General features: G+C 42.7%; 15 protein-coding genes. 2 read left to right on the forward strand and 13 right to left on the reverse strand.

Annotated features, from left to right (window positions below):
- Position 1: 1 nt before the first annotated feature.
- The 10 genes from AC6CIB_RS08530 to AC6CIB_RS08575 all read right to left on the reverse strand — a co-directional run bounded on the left by AC6CIB_RS08530 (position 2) and on the right by AC6CIB_RS08575 (position 11,470).
- On the reverse strand, positions 2 to 1,162 hold the full coding sequence (locus AC6CIB_RS08530) for an acyl-CoA dehydrogenase family protein (protein ID WP_282137381.1): 1,161 nt from the start codon (positions 1,160 to 1,162) through the stop codon (positions 2 to 4).
- Positions 1,163 to 1,175: 13 nt separating this feature from the next.
- Positions 1,176 to 1,955: an enoyl-CoA hydratase/isomerase family protein gene (locus tag AC6CIB_RS08535; protein WP_498279642.1), complete on the reverse strand. Its 780-nt coding sequence runs from the start codon at positions 1,953 to 1,955 to the stop codon at positions 1,176 to 1,178.
- A gap of 13 nt (positions 1,956 to 1,968) precedes the next feature.
- The gene (locus AC6CIB_RS08540; protein WP_498279644.1) at positions 1,969 to 2,814 is read right to left on the reverse strand and encodes a 3-hydroxyacyl-CoA dehydrogenase; all 846 of its coding nucleotides are present in this window, start codon (positions 2,812 to 2,814) and stop codon (positions 1,969 to 1,971) included.
- Between the two features lie 13 nt (positions 2,815 to 2,827).
- Positions 2,828 to 4,798, reverse strand: a complete 1,971-nt coding sequence (locus AC6CIB_RS08545) for a TRAP transporter permease (RefSeq protein ID WP_498279646.1) — start codon at positions 4,796 to 4,798, stop codon at positions 2,828 to 2,830.
- A 40-nt stretch (positions 4,799 to 4,838) separates the two neighbouring features.
- Entirely contained in the window at positions 4,839 to 5,825 is a 987-nt protein-coding gene (locus AC6CIB_RS08550; RefSeq protein ID WP_498279648.1) for a TAXI family TRAP transporter solute-binding subunit, read from the reverse strand.
- Positions 5,826 to 5,838: 13 nt separating this feature from the next.
- Positions 5,839 to 6,495, reverse strand: coding sequence for a 3-oxoacid CoA-transferase subunit B (locus tag AC6CIB_RS08555; protein WP_498279650.1), 657 nt, complete (start codon positions 6,493 to 6,495; stop codon positions 5,839 to 5,841).
- Positions 6,482 to 7,168: a CoA transferase subunit A gene (locus AC6CIB_RS08560; protein WP_498279652.1), complete on the reverse strand. Its 687-nt coding sequence runs from the start codon at positions 7,166 to 7,168 to the stop codon at positions 6,482 to 6,484. Before AC6CIB_RS08560 ends, AC6CIB_RS08555 begins: the two co-directional genes overlap by 14 nt.
- The gene (locus AC6CIB_RS08565; RefSeq protein WP_498279654.1) at positions 7,143 to 8,561 is read right to left on the reverse strand and encodes a CoA-binding protein; all 1,419 of its coding nucleotides are present in this window, start codon (positions 8,559 to 8,561) and stop codon (positions 7,143 to 7,145) included. The genes AC6CIB_RS08560 and AC6CIB_RS08565 overlap by 26 nt, the downstream gene beginning before the upstream one ends.
- Entirely contained in the window at positions 8,558 to 10,606 is a 2,049-nt protein-coding gene (locus AC6CIB_RS08570) for a sigma 54-interacting transcriptional regulator (protein ID WP_498280533.1), read from the reverse strand. Before AC6CIB_RS08570 ends, AC6CIB_RS08565 begins: the two co-directional genes overlap by 4 nt.
- A gap of 372 nt (positions 10,607 to 10,978) precedes the next feature.
- Positions 10,979 to 11,470, reverse strand: coding sequence for an LURP-one-related/scramblase family protein (locus tag AC6CIB_RS08575; RefSeq protein ID WP_498279656.1), 492 nt, complete (start codon positions 11,468 to 11,470; stop codon positions 10,979 to 10,981).
- A gap of 387 nt (positions 11,471 to 11,857) precedes the next feature.
- Between AC6CIB_RS08575 and AC6CIB_RS08580 the strand changes: the two genes are divergently transcribed.
- Both AC6CIB_RS08580 and srtD read left to right on the forward strand, forming a co-directional pair.
- Positions 11,858 to 13,048, forward strand: a complete 1,191-nt coding sequence (locus AC6CIB_RS08580) for a processed acidic surface protein (protein ID WP_498279658.1) — start codon at positions 11,858 to 11,860, stop codon at positions 13,046 to 13,048.
- Complete coding sequence (srtD, locus tag AC6CIB_RS08585; RefSeq protein WP_498279660.1) at positions 13,045 to 13,698, forward strand: class D sortase, LPxTATN-specific; 654 nt, start codon at positions 13,045 to 13,047, stop codon at positions 13,696 to 13,698. Before AC6CIB_RS08580 ends, srtD begins: the two co-directional genes overlap by 4 nt.
- Positions 13,699 to 13,867: 169 nt before the next feature.
- Here srtD and dhaK read toward each other — a convergent pair whose 3' ends face one another.
- The 3 genes from dhaK to AC6CIB_RS08600 all read right to left on the reverse strand — a co-directional run bounded on the left by dhaK (position 13,868) and on the right by AC6CIB_RS08600 (position 18,829).
- Positions 13,868 to 15,625, reverse strand: coding sequence for a dihydroxyacetone kinase subunit DhaK (dhaK, locus tag AC6CIB_RS08590; protein ID WP_498279662.1), 1,758 nt, complete (start codon positions 15,623 to 15,625; stop codon positions 13,868 to 13,870).
- 322 nt (positions 15,626 to 15,947) lie between these two features.
- Positions 15,948 to 16,109 carry a hypothetical protein gene (locus tag AC6CIB_RS08595; RefSeq protein WP_498279664.1) on the reverse strand — a complete coding sequence of 54 codons (162 nt, stop codon included), beginning with the start codon at positions 16,107 to 16,109 and terminating at the stop codon, positions 15,948 to 15,950.
- Positions 16,110 to 16,351: 242 nt separating this feature from the next.
- Positions 16,352 to 18,829, reverse strand: coding sequence for a S8 family peptidase (locus AC6CIB_RS08600; RefSeq protein WP_498279666.1), 2,478 nt, complete (start codon positions 18,827 to 18,829; stop codon positions 16,352 to 16,354).
- Positions 18,830 to 18,851 lie beyond the last annotated feature (22 nt).

An 18,851-nucleotide genomic window follows, 5' to 3' on the forward strand; every position in this document is an offset into this window, starting at 1 on the left:
CTTACACCCCCACGTATGAGGATTCGCGTTTCAGCTCATTCGCGATGATGTTGCGCTGAATTTCAGACGTTCCTTCATAAATTTTTGTAATTCGGGCATCACGATAATAACGCTCTATTGGATAATCGCTCATATATCCGATTCCACCGTGGATTTGTACCGCTAAATCCGCCACCTTGTTATATACTTCCGAAGCAAATAGTTTCGCTATGGCGGCTTCTTTCACTACCCTCATCTTTTGATCGGTCATCCAGGCAACGCGATAAGTCATCGATCTAAGAACCTCGATCTGCATACTTATTTCTGCAAGCATATGCTGAACGGCCTGTACCTCGATGATCGGCTTGCCGAACTGTTCCCGTTCCTGTGTATATTGCAAGCAATGTTCCAGAAGCTTGACACAAGAACCAAGGTTTCTTGCCGCAAGACCGGCGCGTCCATTTGCCAGGATTTTCAAAGCATTGATATAGCCCTGTCCTTCTGCTCCAAGGACGTTTTCTGCAGGAACCTCCATATTTTCAAAGAAGAGCTCAGCTGAATGAGATCCTTTTAACCCCATTTTTTGTTCAACCTTACCTAAAACAAAGCCGGGGAAATCCTTTTCTACGATAAAGGATGTGATTCCCTTTGCTCCTTTGGCGCGATCTGTTACAGCCATTACGGTAAATACATGCCCATCGACTGCGTTTGTAATGTAATGCTTGGAACCGTTCAGGATGTATTTATCGCCTTTTCTGACCGCAGTGGTTTTCAACGCCGCTGCATTGGAGCCGGCACTTGGTTCCGTTAAGGCAAATGCCCCAATCCATTCTCCAGTGGCCATTTTAGGCAAATATTTCTGCTTTTGTGCTTCTGTCCCTAACTCGACGATCCCTACAGACCCAATCCCCGTGTGAGCCCCGATCAGGGTTGTATAGCCATTATGTGTTTTACCAAGCTCCTCATATATGGCGCATTTCCCCACCATATCAAGTCCCAGGCCACCGTATTCTTCCGGGATACTTAAACCGAAGAGTCCCATTTCCTTTGACATTTCAACCAGTTTTTCCGGTATCATATCCTTCTCTTCAATTTCCATCGCCAAAGGTTCTGCTGCTTCTTTCACAAACTTCCGTACATTATCTCTTAAAAATTTTATATCTTCTGAAAAATTAAAGTCCATTTGTACCTCTCCCTTATTGATTAGTAAATTCCGCTGCTCGTTTTTCCAGGAATGCTGATGTGCCCTCATTTTTATCCTCTGTTCCAAATGCTACCGCTTGTGAAAGCTTCTCCATCAGCATCGCTGTCTCGAGATCAATATCAAAGCCTTTATGAACGACAAGCTTTGCCAGTTTGATAGCAACTGGACCTTTTTTATAAATCTGAGCGGTCACCTCTTCTACTTGCTTATCCAATTCACCCTCAGGAGCAAGGTATGAAACAAGGCCGATTCTTTCTGCTTCCTCTCCATCAATAATCTTACCGGTGAGAATCATATCAAGGGCCCGCCCCTTCCCAATAATCCTGGAAAGAACCTGTGTCCCTCCTGCTCCGGGAATGATACCAAGGTTGAGCTCAGGCAAACCGAACTTTGCTCTTTTTGTAGCAACCCGTATATCACAGGCCAAAGCAAGCTCACAACCTCCACCCAACGCATAGCCTTCAACGGCCGCGATCGTCACTTTGCTGCATTGTTGAATTTTTTTATATAGTCCCTGCATTCCTGGTATCAGGGCATCCAGCATTTTCTTTTGCTGCAGCTGTTTAATATCCGCTCCTGCAGCGAATGACTTTTCCCCTGCCCCTTTCACCATGATGACCTTTATTTCATCGCTTGCCTCTGCCCATCCGAAAGCATCCTCCATCTCTTGAAGGGTTTCGAGGTTCAGGGCATTTCGGAATTCCGGGCGGTTAATCGTCAGCCACATCGCCCCCTGTTCGATTCGAACAAGCAAATTTTCATATTGATGCACGCTCTCATCTCCCTTACGAATAGTGATAAAATCCACTCCCGCTCTTTTTCCCAAATCGTCCCGCTTTTACGTACTTCAGTAAGAGAGGACTAGGTCTATATTTTTCACCAAGTGTCTGATGTAAGTACTCCATATTTCTTAAACGGGTATCCAAACCTACTAAATCTGCCAATTCAAGTGGCCCCATCGGATGATTGAGACCAAGCTTCAATGCTTTATCAATATCTTCAGCCGATGCCACTCCTTCCATCAGCATATTCATGGCTTCATTTCCAATCAGGCAATTCATTCTGGAAGTCACAAACCCAGGCAATTCATTTACTTCGACCGTTTCTTTCTTGAGTCTCTCACCGACTTCTTTCACAAGCTTTACTGTTGCATCAGATGTCTCTAACCCCCTAATGACTTCGATCAGCTTCATTTTATGAACCGGATTAAAGAAGTGCATAGCTACCACTTTATCGGGGCGTGACGTTTGAGCCCCAATTTCTGTCGGACTCATGGTTGATGTATTAGTGGCTAAAATCGTCTCTTCGGAACAGATACGATCCAACTTTTTGAAAATATCAATCTTTAATTCCATTTTTTCAAGAACTGCTTCAATGACAAGATCCGCATCTTTTGCCGCCGATTCCAAATCTGATTCAAAAAGAAGGCGATCCTTTGCTTTCCCATATTGGTGTTCAGAAATAAAGCCTTTCTGTAAGCTGCCTTCCAATAAACTGAAAATATCATTCTTTGCTTTGTGCAGGATTTCTTCGTTTATATCATTCAAGTACACATTAAAACCTGAAACCGCACAGGTATACGCAATTCCTTTTCCCATTACACCCGAACCTACCACTGTAATATTTTGCACATGAAAGCCCCCCTTAGCTGGATATTGTATGTTCAACAGACGTACTTTTCGGATTGAATTTTTGATAGAAGAAAACGAGTGCCAGGATGGCGAATCCAATAAGATCTGTTACAATCCCCGGGTTTATCATTAGGATTGCCCCAATAAATAGAATGACCCTCTCATACCAAAGTGCATTCCTTAAAAGCCACCCTTCCGCAGCACAAGCAACCCCTATGATGCCAATAATGGATGTGACCACTGATAGAATAATATTCGGAACGTCCCCTACCAGGAGCAATGTCTCTCCATAAACAAACATATAAGGAACGATGAATGCGGCAAGTCCAAGTCTTACAGCTGTCATCCCTGTTTTCATCGGATCTGATCCAGAAAGTCCTGCTGCAGCAAATGCTGCCAGTGCCACTGGTGGTGTAATTGCAGATAAAGCGGCAAAATAAAACACGAACATATGGGCTGCAAGCGGTGATACACCAAGTTCAATCAAAGCTGGAATGGTCAGTGGTACTTGAACGATGTAAGCCGCAACCGTTGGAAGACCCATCCCCAGGATGATGCTAGTGACCATGGTGAAAATGAGCGTAACAATCAAAATTCCACCTGAGATATCAATGATCATTCCACTGAATTTGAGACCAATACCAGTCAAGCCAATAATCCCGATAATAAAACCTGACGCTGCACATGCAATCGCTGTTTCAATGGCAGCCCTTGCCCCTAAATCGAGAGCTTTATACATTTTTGAGAATGATAGTCTAGTAGACTTCTTAAAAGCTGCCACCAGGATCGTCACACCGATTGAAAATAAGCCGGCTCGCATAGGAGATGTACCTGATGCCAACATCACGACGATCACGACTAACGGTACAAAGAACATAAAGCCCGTCTTTAATACGGTTGAAACCTTTGGCAGATCTTCTTTCTTTAAACCATTCAGTCCGAGTCGCTTCGCTCGTAAGTCGACTTGAAAGTATAAACAGCAGTAATAAAGAACCGCCGGTATAATGGCAGCCACTGCTATATCCATATAAGGAACCCCTAAATAAGAAGCAATGATGAAAGCCGATGCTCCCATGATTGGAGGCATGATTTGCCCCCCTGTAGAAGAAACCGCTTCCACTGCAGCGGCAAAATGGCTTCTATATCCCGTTTTCTTCATTAATGGAATCGTGAAGGCACCGGTTGTCACCGTATTTGCCACTGCACTTCCTGAGATGGTTCCTAAGATGGAACTTGCCACAATGGCCGTTTTGGCAGGACCTCCGCGATATTTCCCCATACCTGCAACGGATAAATCAATGAAGAATTGTCCTGCACCGGAAACCTCCAGAAACTTCCCAAATAAGATAAACAGGAAGATAAAAGTGGCTGATACTCCAAGAGGGACACTGAAAATGCCCGTCACTGTATAGAAAAGATGGTCCACGATCCACATAGCTGTAAACTCTCGATGGGAAAGTTCACCGGTAATCAGGTGTCCCCAAATTCCATATACCAAACAAATGAAAATAATCAGGACAAGCGTATTACCAATCACACGCCGGGTCGCTTCGATTAACAATAAGCCTGATACGATCCCGATGGTAATCTCAAGCATGGTGAGCGGTTCAATATAACTCATCCGTGATGAGATCACCTGAGCGTTCATCACATAATAGGAATAACAAGCAATCGACAAAATCATAAACAGCCAGTCATACCAGGGAATGCTCTCATTTTTCACTGCTTTTTTGGATGGCTTATAAATCGCAAATGTAAGGATCAGGGCAAACGCCAAATGGGCAGACCGCTGTAGAATCGACTCAAATACGCCAAAGAATGCCGTATATAAATGGAACAAAGACATAAGGACAGCAACAATCGAAATGATTTTTGCAGCTGCACCCTTTAGAGAGCGCAGCTTACTGTTAAGGTTACCGTCTTCATCATATTGAGTTACAATTTCCGAGGCTTCTATTTCTGTTGACGAATCCTTTTTAGTCATACTTTCACCTTCTTTTTCATGGATATAATGTGTATATTACTTACTCAAGAGCGCCAACTTCCTTATAATATTTCTCTGCTCCAGGATGAAGTTTCCCTACATTATTTTTCACTGAATACTCTGCATTAAAGTCCTTCATAATCGGTGATAATGTTGTCCAAGTATCTTTTTCTTCTACCATCATTTTCGTAAGCTCATAAACTGTCTCTTCATCCATTAGATCATCGTTAACTAATAGTACGGTGTACCCGGCAACCGTTTTAACATCTTCCTTTACATTTGAATACGTTTCGCCTTCAACCGTATATTCCAGGTATCCTTCATTTTTCTCATGCAGTCCTTTAATCGTTTCATCATCCAAAGGAATTAAGCGAATTCCAAGTGTGGTATCAAGTTCTTGGAAAGTGGAGACCGGTGCTGCTACCATTCCTACAATGGCATCGATATGACCGTCGCGAAGAAGATCTGCTCCATCAGCAGTACCAATATACTCAATTCCGCCAAGATCATCGTAAGACATATCATTAAGTTTTAAAATATCCTGAAACGCAAGTTCTCCACTATATCCCTTAATCCCCGGACTCACTTTCTTCCCTTTTAAATCCTTTACGGATTTGATATCAGAATCAGCGCGGACGACGATATGAAATACATTCGGATATAGGGTGGCAACCGTGCTGACATTATCCACTTTTTCTTTAAATGCATTTTCTCCTTTTAATGCTTCTGGAACCGTCTGACCATTACTGAATCCAAGAGCGAACGTGCCTTGACTTAACCCCAATAGGTTGGAAACAGATCCACCCTCGACCACTGTTACAGATGAGTCAGGAAATACTTCACTCATTTTTTCCCCCATTGAACCGGATAATGTGTACCAGAAGCCACCCACTGTTGCTGATCCGAACGCCATGTCTTTAGGGGGCCCATCAGCACTATCTTTCTTAGTGCTTCCAGCTTCATCTGAAGAACATGCAGCTAAAGTCATTAATAAAAAGGCTACCAATACGATTAAATATTTTTTCATCATTACGTCCCCCTTAATTTGATTTTATTTTTGTTTTTTCTACTATATAAAATGGTGCGTCTGTTATTTCTCTCAACCCCTCTACAGAAATGTCGGAGAGGATTTCAATTAAGTACATCTTTTCTTCGATGAACTTGAATACCGCATGCTCCGTTACAATCATGTCCGCTTTTCTCACTCCGCTACTTGGATAAGAAAGCTTTTTTACAAGTTTCGAACTCCCGTTTTTGGACAAATGCATCGAAGCGATGATCATGCGTTTGGCACCTGCAACTAAGTCCATTGCTCCCCCAACTCCCAGAATGGTTTCACCTGGCACTGCCCAGTTGGCAACTTCTCCGGTTTGATCGACCTGTAAAGCACCAAGGACCGCCGTATCAATATGCCCTCCCCGTATCATCAAGAAGGAATCAGAGCTGTCAAATAATGAAGAGCCGATATCCATGGAAACGGGTTTCTTACTTGCGCTAATCAAATCCATATCCACGTCCTCACCAGTTGGAGTAGGTCCCATTCCGAGCAGTCCATTTTCCGATTGGAGGTATACTTTTTTGTCTCCTAGATAATCCGGGATAAGGGTGGGAATGCCGACTCCTAAATTTACGATTTCATCTTCGTTTAATTCTTGAGCAACCCTCTTAGCAATTGTGATTCTTTCATACTGACTCAACGTATCTTCCCCCTTCCTTCACGTAGCGGTTTTGAACGATATAGTCCACGTATAAGTGAGGTGTAACGACTTCTTCGGGAGCAAATGACCCCGCTTCCACAATTTCATCCACCTCGGCTATTACGATCTTCGCTGCCGTTGCCATCACTGGATTGAAATTCCTTGCTGTCTTGTCATAAACTAAATTTCCCAGCGTATCAGCCTTCAGTGCCTTGATAATGGCTACATCTCCTCTGATTGCTTTTTCAAAAATGTAAGGTTCACCGTCAATCACTTTTTCTTCCTTTCCTTCAGCCAGTTTCGTCCCCACACCGGTCTTCGTATAGAAACCACCGATTCCAGCCCCGCCGCAGCGAATCGCTTCCGCTAAAGTGCCTTGGGGAATGAGTTCAATTTCCAATTCACCCTTTGACCAGGCTATGACTGCGTCCCGGTTTGTCGTGAAGTACGATCCTTTTGCCTTTTTGAGCTTTCCGGCAATTAAAAGTTTCCCAAGGCCTCTCCCTTCCTCTCCCAGGTTATTACTGATGATGGTTAGATTGTCTTTATCTGAATTCACCAGTTCATCTATCAGGGTCAGTGGGGTCCCGGAAAGGCCAAAACCTCCGACCAACAATGTGTCACCACTATTAATGTGAAGCAGCGCGTCATCCAGACTTAATCGTTTCTTCATTTTGTTCCTCCCCTTGTTTTTGAGATGCCGAGTAATTTACATAGGCAGAAAATGATTTGATGGCTGTGCTTTCCTGGAAGAAATATGGCTTCTTGGTCTCCTTCAAAATATCGATGGCTAATTCATCGTTGTATCCCTGAGACATAAATATAGGTAAAAATATACAATTACTTTCTTTCATCAACTGTTGGATTTGTCCAGATAATATTTCATTTTGATAGTCTACTTGGAACGGAAACGGAACGATGATATTATCATAATCTCCTGATTCATGGAGTACCTCCAAGCAGGATGTCAATTTGGATAGATCGTCATAAACAATGGTGGTTACATCTAATGGATTCATAAAGGATTTCTGAATTCCTGTTATGCGAATCATTTGTTGCTGTAGATCTTCAGATAGAGGAGTAAGTTCAATATCATATTTATCGCATAAGTCCGCCAAGTAAATCGAAGTAGCGCCTGCCCATGAGAAAATGACGGTTCGTCCTCCCTTTGCCTTCTTGTATGAATCGAAAAACCAGGAAATCGACACCACTTCATCAATACTCTCTGCCTTTATTAATCCTGGATGGTTAACCATATCCCACGGAATCGCATAATCATTATTTCTACCAAGGTGATGCTTAACGGCAACCCTTGAAATTTTCGAATGGCCAATTGGTAGTAAGACAACAGGCTTACGTTGAAGATAGGCTTGATGAAGAAGACGAAAAAACCGCTCTTCTTCTGAAATCGATTCAATAATTAAAAGAATCGTTTCTGTATCAGGATCATGAATCAAAAACTCAAAGCAGTCATTCATGTTAATATCCATCTCATTACCAGGAGAAAGCCAGTAGGAAAAACCAAGTCCTTTCTCATTCGCATCCAGGACTGCCCTGCCTATACTTCCGCCATGACTGATCAACCCAACAGACCCTTTGTGAAAATTTTTAGGTTCAAATCGAGGTGAGAATGAGATCCCCCAATTCCCAATAAAATGATAGAAACCAGGTGAATTGGGTCCATAAACCCTTGTATCTGTTCCCTTTACGATATTTTTAAGTTCTTCTTCCCTGATGATTCCATCAGGACCGCTTTCAGAAAAACCTGAACTTAGGATGATCACATTCTTAACTTGTTTCTCTACGCATTCTTTTAAAATTTTCGGAGTATGTATAAAAGGAATGATTATACATGCCAGATCAATCTCTTCCTTAATCTCAAGTACGCTTGGATAACAAGCCATTCCTGAAATCGAATCATAATTAGGATTCACCAAATGGATTTCCCCAGCGAAATTTGATTTTTGGAGATTGACCATCACGCGCCCAGCATTTTGATGAAATCTTTCTGAAGCCCCTATGATGGCAATACTATTAGGGGAAACAATCGACTGTATTGTACTCATGATTTTAAAGGTCCCCCTTCTAATTTTTTTACCTTCCTAACAATTGTGGAGGGGTTTACTTTAAGTACCCGGGCAATGCCCCGATAAGATTTTTCAATAAGTGATGCCTTATAAATCAGTTCTCTTTCAAGCTCTTCTATTGCTTCTTTTAGTGGCAATATTTCATTTACAACGATGGCCTTATTAGTACTCGCTTTTTGCTCATCGATTTTATTGAACATAGAAAGCACATCCTGCTCACTAACCTCATGGTTTGTAGATGTTACATAAATTCTTTCAACAATATTGACCAGTTCCCTAACATTTCCCGGCCATTTATAGCTACTAAGAACGTGTATGGCTTTCTTTGAAAAACTAAGATGCTTACCATATTTAGAAGCAAACATTCTTGAATACGTATCCACCAGGAGTGGTATATCCTCCATTCTCTTTCTCAAAGGAGGAATAGAAATCGGAATCACATTTAGCCGATAAAATAAGTCCTCACGAAAGTTTCCTTCTTGAACCAGTTCTTGCAGATCTTTATTTGTAGCAGCAATGACACGAACATCTATCTTTTTAGGGACTGCTGAACCCACCCGGGTTATTTCCATTTCCTGAAGAACACGCAATAATTTCACTTGAAGATGGGTAGGAATTTCTCCAATCTCATCCAGAAAAATCGTTCCATTGTTTGCTTGTTCAAACAAACCTGCTTTTCCCTTTTTTAATGCACCCGTAAATGCTCCACCTTCATAACCAAACAGCTCTGATTCCATGAGAGTTTCAGGGATTGCACCACAGTTCACCTTAATGAATGGCTGTTCCACCCTCGGACTTGCTTGTTGAATTAACTTGGCTATTTCTTCTTTTCCTACTCCAGATTCACCTGTTAATAAAACCGTGACATCTACTTTAGCCACCTGTTCAACGGTTTCGATCAACCTCTTCATTTCTGAAGATTCAGCAATAAAAGAACCCGTTTTCTCAGATATGTGCAGGGTCTCCAACAATGACTTTGTTTTCTCAAGCTCAGTCCTCAAAGCATCGAACTCAGTCATATCTTTAACATAGATGACAATTCTCTCAATCATTTGATTGCTGCTATTTTTTATTGGATTTGCGGATATGATTAATGAATTATTGTTACCGATACTTGTTTCCATGACATTGTGCTGTTTGCCTTTGGCTACCACCTCACTGACAATCTCTTTAATAAAATCAGGTGTCTTATTTTCTGTGTCGGAATCAAGACTAAAAAGTTGACAAAAGCTTTTGTTATTCTTAATAATGGTTCCTTCCCCATCTGTAATACAGATTCCGTCGGTTGAGTTTTCTAGTACACTTTCCTGTTCTCTTAATAGCTGCTTGACGGATTCCAGTTCATTTGAAACGAATTCTATTTCTGAAATATCCTGAAAGACGCCTACTGCCCCTGTAAGAATTTCACCATCATAAAGTGGTGTTCTGTGCGTTAAATACATTCTTCTTCCCACACGATATTTTTCTGTATGCCCTTTACCAGTCCGGATCACATTTAATAATCCACTTGGTGTTACGACATCCGTCAAAAATTTACCAATCGCTTTCTCTTTTGACGTCATGGCCATTTTTTCCGCAGGAGGGTTAATCGATGTGATTTTCCCCTCGAGATCAATCGAGAGAATACCATTATGTGCAGATTTGAAAATCGCGTCCCATCGGCTGACTTCTAGTTGAGAAAATCTTGCGAAGGTGGCTAAATACTGATCTTTCGTCAAAAATCCGGAAATCTGTCCGTTCTTATTGATTACCGGCCAGATTTCGTGATCAGTCTCGGCCAGATTTTTTAATTCATCCATTTCCTTAAGAAAATGAAAGTTCGTTTTATGAATTTCAGATAATGCTCTTTTCTTTTTTAGCATGCCAGTTAAAAGATCATTCTCTGTAAAACATCCCACCAACTCATCCTTAATGTTATAAACCAACCCGCCCTTCACTCGAGATTCTAGTAAACGATTTGCAACAACTTCAATGTAATCGTTTTCAAAATACTTTATAGAAGTACTAGTCATCGCATCTTTCACTAACAATGTGCTCGCTCCCTCTGAGTGATCCACTCATTTATTTCTATTGCAAGAAGTGTGCCAACATTAGAAAGCTCCTAAAATACTGATTATTCAATGTTTTACAATATTTAAACTATAATGCAGATCATAAAATGTTGCAATTAAGCAACAATCGTTGCGTGAGTGCCATTCTTTAGCAGAAAATAAGTTTATAAAAAGGAAAAAGACTCTATAAGTCTTTTATTCAATAAATAAAACGTTGCAATTAAGCAACGTTTTACTTATTTTCTCGTTTAGTAGATTATCCGAAGCACGGGAAGCACGGGGACGGTTCTTATGCTTCCTCAAAATATAAAAAGAAGCACGATAATCCCCGTGCTTCTTACACTCTCAATTAACTGAAGAAGCAGCCGCTTCATCCGCCTTCACACAATCAATCGCAATAACAAGACCAATCATCATCGTTTCCATCTCTTCATTCATTACTTTCACCCTGTAACTGTCGCCCCAAGTGAACCATTCCTTGCCCACTTCGCCTACAACGTTGCCATGCTGTAATATTTGAAAATCCATATCCCACCAATTACCTTGCACTTCAATGCCTGCCGCATCAATCGTATAGCGTGCTTTCAGAAAGGAGAATTCCTTCTTGATCGTCAATACCTCTTGACCATTCACCTCGACAAAAAACTTCGGTGAAAAGCTGAACGTCTTCTTCGTAATAAGGGCCACTTCATCCCTGCTTGTATTCATTATGGAGAAAGTCTTCGGAACCTTCATAAAGCTTCCCTCTACATAATATCGATCCTTCTCCTCTTGATCCTTTACCGTGAATTTCCCGCTAAGACTGAATACCTTTTGCTTGATATAAAGCTGCCTCATGATTTTGCCTCCCACTCTTGAGCCTTTACCTTATTTACGTTTCAGATCGGCATTGGTTCCAAGATTTCGCATTCGCATCATCACTCAGCTATCTACACCGCTTCCCCGGTCTTGATCTTACAAAGCTGAAACATCTGGAAAACATCGGGACATCTTTGAAGCTGCCTAATAAAAAAATCGAAGCACGAGATTGTCCTCGTGCCTCTATTATATTAACTATTAAATCGTATTTATCTCTACTTAATTATATTATGACATTCTATCAAACCAGACTAAGAAGCAAGAGAACCGCCCTCTTATACCTGGATAAAAATACCTATATCCTATTAGTGCCCCAAGAATTATAATATTCTAGAAATCATAAAGAGAAACCTAGGGGGACAAGGAATGAAACAGTTAGTTTCTGTACTTTTGGCTCTTGTCATCGGCTTTGGAGTCTTACCTGTTATGACTTATGCCATTGAGCCGAATGAATCAGAGTTTGAAAAGTTTTTAAAGGGTATTGGCTGGAATAAGCAAGATTATATCGATTACATTGAAAGTAAAGAATGGTATTTAGAAGATGTTGAGTCTATTGATAATCTTGGTACCCCTCTGTCGGAAGAAGCCGTTGGGGTGGTATTAGAAGAATTCGGCCTTAGCCGCGAGGAGTTAAATGCACTTCTTGTTGAATATGGTGACCTAGAAGAAGGACAAGATGTATTAGAAGGAACGTGGATCATTTTTTCTGAAGATCTTCATGAATATGTCGATTTCTATTTAAACGGTTGGGAAGGTACTCCGATTAATGAAGAAAATCTTCAGAACCTTCTGAATGATTATGGACTTGATTCAGAAGAAGTATTGGAGAAGTTATTAAATGACAACGATGATTCTATGGAAAACTATGAATATATAGAAGATCTTGAGCTAGCCGTTGATTTCTATGTGAACGGGGATGACAGTTCAGACGAACTATTTGATCTATTCGGAGAGATTGGACTGACGGATGAAGAATTCGAGAAACTGTTTACACATCTTGAGACACTTGATTTTGAAGATCCTGCTTTAATCGATCAGATGATTGAGCTAAGTGAAAGAATGATGGCATTTGAGAATTTTGAAACGGCGGAAGAACTGTCAGTTCAACAAACGGCAGAGCTCTTTGATATTTTGAATGACATGCTTAATTTATTTGAATTGAAGACGAATTATTACCTTGTAAAAGACGGTGATAAACAACCCGTATCGATTGAATCTTTAATGACGATGGACACCACAGATGGGTATGATTTGTTGATTGAACTATACAACCATCAAGGAGCGTTTCTTGCCGATATCTTATTGACCGCTGACATGTTTGACTCCGGACTAATCCAGGAAACTGGTAAAGACATGATGCAGGCAGAGGAAATCGTGACAGAAAATCCAAAAGCATTAGAAAGCAAGACAGTAAAACCTCTGGCGAAAACCGTTAAAGGCGGTGAGCTTCCAACGACAGCTTCCAACTATGCCGGCAAAACATTCGTTGGGATTGCCTTCATCATAGCCGGTGTATTCTTATTCCGACGCATCGGAGTTAAAGGAATGAATCAATGAGAAAGCCCAACAAGAGAAGAAGCATGCGCGTGCTTCTTCTTTCCCTTTCTGTCTTGTTTATTGTATTTGGTCTATGGTTTGGAGGGACGAATGCCTATACGTTTCTGAAGGGGTATTGGCTCTCTCAAACAGGTCAAGTCGAAGCAAGGGACTATAAGGTAGAATCGGGTGTGAAGGAACAACCTAAAGAACGACAACAAAAGTCCCTTTACTCCAAACGTCCGGAAAAAGGAGAAAATATAGGTGAGCTTATTATTCCAAAGTTGGAGGCAAAGCTGCCAATCTTTCATGGAACAGATGAAGATGAACTGGAAAAAGGCGTGGGTCATTTTGCAGGCAGTGTGTTGCCTGGTGAAAAGGACAATTCTATTTTGTCAGGGCATCGCGATACAGTCTTTCGTAAACTTGGAGATGTTGGTATAGGCGATCTGCTTATCGTTCATACCACAGCGGGTGAATTTACGTATAAGGTAAAGAAAGTACGTATTGTGGACAAGGACGATTCAACCGTCATTGTACCAAAACCTAAAGCAACATTAACGGTTTCCACATGCTATCCCTTTCATTTTATCGGGGCATCACCTGAGCGTTATATCCTTGTGGCAGATCTAATTACTTCAAAGGAAAAGGGCTCTGATAAATCCTTATAATAAAAGCAGGTCCGGAAAACAGATGTTTTTCTGGTACTGCTTTTTTTGATGTGCAGAGGATGTGCACAGGGACGGTTCTCCTGCTTCCAACGCACAAAAAAAAGAAGCAAGAGAACCGTCCCTTTGCTTCCATGTGCTTCCAGAGAACCGTCCCTTTGCTTCCCAACCTTTACTTCAAACTCTCGGATAACTCTGTAAAAATAACCCCCAGCGCATATGCACCGGCATCCGGATGACCGAGGCTTCTTTCCCCTACGGTACCGGCACGTCCCATCCGGGCAACGATTTCCTTGGTTTTCTCGGCTCCTTCTACAGCGGCGGCTGCTCCTTTTTCAAAGGCTGTCTTGAAGTCATCACCGGCTTTGGCACTTTCTGACCAGGAATCCGCACAAGGGACGAGTGCATCCACGAGGGTTTTGTCGCCGACCTCTGCCCCTCTGCCGAAGGATCTTTCGCCTGTATCCTGTATTCCCTTCACGGCCGCCTGCAGCATATCAGCGAATTCTTCCACGGTCAGCTCCATTCGATCTTGCGCCGCTTTGCCTGCAGCCCGGAATGCAGAACCCCATATCGGACCGGAAGCACCGCCGCAATACTCCATGATGACCATGGAACTTGCATCCAGGAAGCTGCCGATTGTGAGATTCTCCTGACTAAGGATGTCTTTCCACTCCCGTTTTAATTGCTTGAAGCCTTTAGAAACGCTCATTCCGAAATCTCCGTCCCCGGCATGTGAATCCAATTCACAGAAAGGTACTTCATTCTTAACGATGATGTCGCTCATTTTATCCACGAGGTAGATGATGTTCTCAAGTGAGGCTGTATTATTCTTGATTACAGCGTTCTCTTCCAGTGTTTCCACCTCAAATGATACCGGCTTCGGTTCATCATCCTCCTCAAGGTCGATGTACTCGACACCCGGAACCGGTCCGTCCACTCTGAACGCAGGCGCCGTACTTACGCTTGATAGCAATGTTTTCAACTCTTCGTCCAGCTTCATTACTGTCAGGGAAACTCCTGCCATATCGATGCTGGTCATATAATTGCCAACAAAGGCACGGTTAATCGCGAGCTTTTTACCCGCCAAAATTCTGGTAACGGCATTGTTGAAAAGGTAGAGTTCTTGCAGCGGCGTACCCCCAAAGCCGTTGACAAGGATCGCAATTTCGGATGAATCCCCATCTTCCATTTTCAGATCCTTCAGAAGGTCGTTCGCCATACGCTGTGCCAATTCATCAGCGGACGCGATTTTTTCTCTTCTTGTCCCTGGCTCACCGTGAATCCCGACGCCATATTCGATTTCATCATCATCCAATTTAAAAGTCGGAGATCCACTGGCTGGGACGGTACAGGATGTCAGTGCGAAGCCAATGCTGCGGACATTTCCAGCAGCCTTCTCCGCCACGGCTTTGACTTCCATCAAGTCCCTGCCCTCTTCAGCAGCCGCTCCGGCAATTTTATGTACCAACACGGTCCCCGCAACACCACGGCGTCCCACTGTATAAAGGCTGTCTTCCACCGCAATATCATCATCGACTTTGACGTATTCCACCGGGATGCCATCTTCTGAAGCTAAGTGAGCGGCATTTTTAAAATTCATAATATCCCCGCTGTAATTCTTAATGACGAGCAGGGCTCCCTTTTTACCAGCCGTCGCTTTAATCGCCTGATAGACCTGGATCTGCGAAGGCGACGCAAACACATCACCGCACACAGCAGCATCGAGCATCCCTTTTCCTACAAGCCCCGCATGTGCAGGCTCATGTCCGCTTCCCCCGCCGCTGATCAAGGTTACCTTATCTTCATTCAAATCCTTTTTCTTCATGACCTTATACTTTTTCATAAACTCGAGCTCCGGATGAGCCATGGCCATCCCATTGCACATTTCCACGACCAGATCTTCAGGTTCATTCATGACTTTTTTCATTGATAACTCCTCCTCCAGCTTGTGGTTTCTCAAATTATCTCACTGCCCATGTTAAAACGAAAGCATATCATCTTATAGGACAAAATCTGCTACACAATCTTTCTTTCTCTATTCTATAACCGTTTTTGGAGTGATTGAAAACTAGGACGTATGGAGACGGAGCATCTGCTGCTTTCTCTTAATGTAAAAAGAAGCACAAGGTCCGTCCCCACGCTTTCGTTAGTTTGTACATAAGAATAGGAACATAGCATAAATCGCTAGGTTCCTTAGAGAATACATTTAAATAATTATTATTCTTAGCATTTTTTTCTTAAAACACTTTTCACCGCACCAACACTCTCCCTATCATCAATCCTATAAACGAACCAACCTCACCTTCCCCAAGCTCTTCCCGAATCCAATCAAACTCGTTCTCAAAGAGACTCGCAATCTTCCGCACAGCGTCCCCTTGACGAGAAGGCGTCATCTCCTCATAAATCTCCACCTTGCATCTCTTTTGGCAAATCCCTGTGAATCGTCTTCAAGCCAAGAACTGCCCGCTCCTTAGCATATCGCGAGAGCAGAATAATCATCACACTCCTCATAGAATGCCGCAAATTACCAGTAAGTGATGGGATCAAAATAAAAAGAAGCTGTACCTTACGACGTTGGTGCAGCTTCTTTAATATGGTCAATTTTTCATATCAGTTTTAAATGACTTTTTTAATTGCTCGTTCAATTGTTCTCTTATTTTAGAAATGCTTGATAATAGCGTGTCATCGCGACCGCAAAGTCTCCACGCGTGACTTTTTCTTCTGGATTAAAGGAAGCCTTGATCACTGGTTTCAGGTCATAAGGTCCTTGTACAGTTGAAAATTGTGCATTAAGGATATTTAAGTCCAGCGCAAGCTGCACATACCCTCTTAACTCTGCCGGCACAACGGAAGCATCTTCGATTGCAATCCTTTCATCTTTATACTGAACCGTTAATTCTCCTTCAAATTGTTGTGCTTCTTCTTGTAATCCAATGGCTTGAACAAGGGAATAAGCAAGATCTGCACGATTTACACTTGCATTAGGAGAAAATTTACCGGTGGTTTCATCCCCACGTACAACTGCGTTCTGGTTATGACTTTCATCACGGAAAGCACTCCCCTTGGCAGTCACAGCCTCTACAAATGCTTTATCCTCCGATTTCACATCAGTGAAGGTACCACTTGCATCGAGAGGTAAAGATTGACGGATTTCAGCACCCATCACCAAGTATCGGGCAAGATGCTTTCTGTCAATGTATGAATCAGGATTGAAATTGCCATTGGTAAGACCATCAAAGAGACGTTCCTTTATCCCCATCTGGATGGCAGAAGCAGCTGGATGTCCGCTAATATCGTTCAATCCCGTAAACCCACTGACTTTTGAAAATGCAAGAGTTCCATTAACCGTTTCAGGAATACTCACACCAAGCGGATTGGATTCACTTCCTTTAAGCCCTCTTAATTCCACTTTCCATTGACCAGGCTGAGGAGAATTAACAGAGACAGTGCGATCAGTATACAATGGAAAAAGCACGCTGATGCCTGAACTGTATTCCTCTCCATTCGGTGCAATAAGGATGAGGTTAACAGGGTTTCCTGTTTCTTCAAGCAGGCCTTTAGCATTGATCTTTGCTGTCAGGGAAGTTAAGCCTTCTTCCACAGTGAACTCATGCTGGTTAGTAGAGAGTAAAGCAGCTGGATCATAGTCCACAGTAAAGTCTTCTCTTTGTGTTTCCGAATCAACGCTGCTGTTGAAAGCCTGATTCACATTAAGAGTCTGACCATATTCCTTTCCGTTGTAAATGGCATCAAGAGCTGCATATGCGTTCACATACCCTGCTCCCACCTCCCATGTTTCGTATCCTGGCATATTGGTCGCTGTTTGTTGAAGAATCTCTTTTACTTCTGCTGGTGACAATGTCGGGTCTGCCTCGAGAATGAGAGCCACAATTCCCGCTACATGCGGAGTTGCCATAGATGTTCCACTCATTGTTGTGTAGTATGGCACATGTGCTGGATCAAGGGTCTCGGCATCCTGGTCAATCGCTAGACTGGAAACAGGGGCCAATACCCTAGTCGATACGATATCTACACCTGGAGCTGTTATGGATGGTTCATCCTTCCATGTCCATTCCTGGCCGTCCATGACGAACGTTCCGCCTGCTTCCTTTGTGCCACGTGATGAGAAATCAGCAAGTGTACCGTCCTTCACACCAGCTGCCACCGAAATGACCCATGGTGCTTTTGCATACGGATTATGTGTATTTTCACCAGGTCCTTCGTTCCCTGCAGCAAACAAAACAGTGATTCCTCTGTCATATGCTTTTTTACTTGCGATGTTAATTGGGTGGTTCGGATCAAAATCACCGGAAGAGCCCCAAGAGTTAGTGATTACTTTAATCTGGTATTCCGGTTGATGGGTAATGGCATAATCAAACCCGCCGATCCCGTCAAGAACAAATAGTGCCGCTCCTGATCCATAACCAATCAAATCCGCTCCAGACGCTGCCCCTTCATACTTTCCGGAAGACATGGCACCTGTTCCGCCAACCGTACCTGCCACATGCGTTCCGTGTCCGGAATTTGTGTCTGTGTTCGGTACGTTTTCTTGATAAGTAATTGGTAAAAGAGACGGTTCAAGTGCGTTTAAATTCAAAGAGGCCATGACATTTTGGACAAGATTCCTTCCGAGTTCATGGTCTTTGTGAGTGCCGTCGACACCGCTATCATTGACAACCACACCAACGCCTTCACCCGTTACAGGGAAACCTCCGTTCTTCTCTTGAAAAGATTGATCCGTTCTTGCTTTGTTAACGCCAGTGATGGCTGTTGCATCAGCATTGAAAAATTCTAATTTCTCATTTAAGTAAATGGATTGAACCTCTCGAGAGTCTGCAAGTTTTTCAATTCCCGCCTTTGTGGCAATGATTCCGGCCATCGGAAGAGACTTCAACGTAACCCCTGTCGTCACACCTGCCTCTTTTAATAAGTCAAGATGATCGGCTTCAGGAGCACCGTCCCCTTTGAATGTAACAATAGCCTCTACAGTTGAAGCCGTTTCCAATACTTTCTGAATCTTCGAATCCACAACTGCACCTGAAGTACCTGTCGTCTCGGCAGCTGCCCCTCCGACAAAGAATGAAGGGATAATCAAGAACACCGCAAGTAAAACCAAACCAATCTTCTTCATAGTATTCTCCTCTCTCAAAATC

The sequence above is a fragment of the Rossellomorea sp. GQ25 genome (assembly GCF_059758515.1).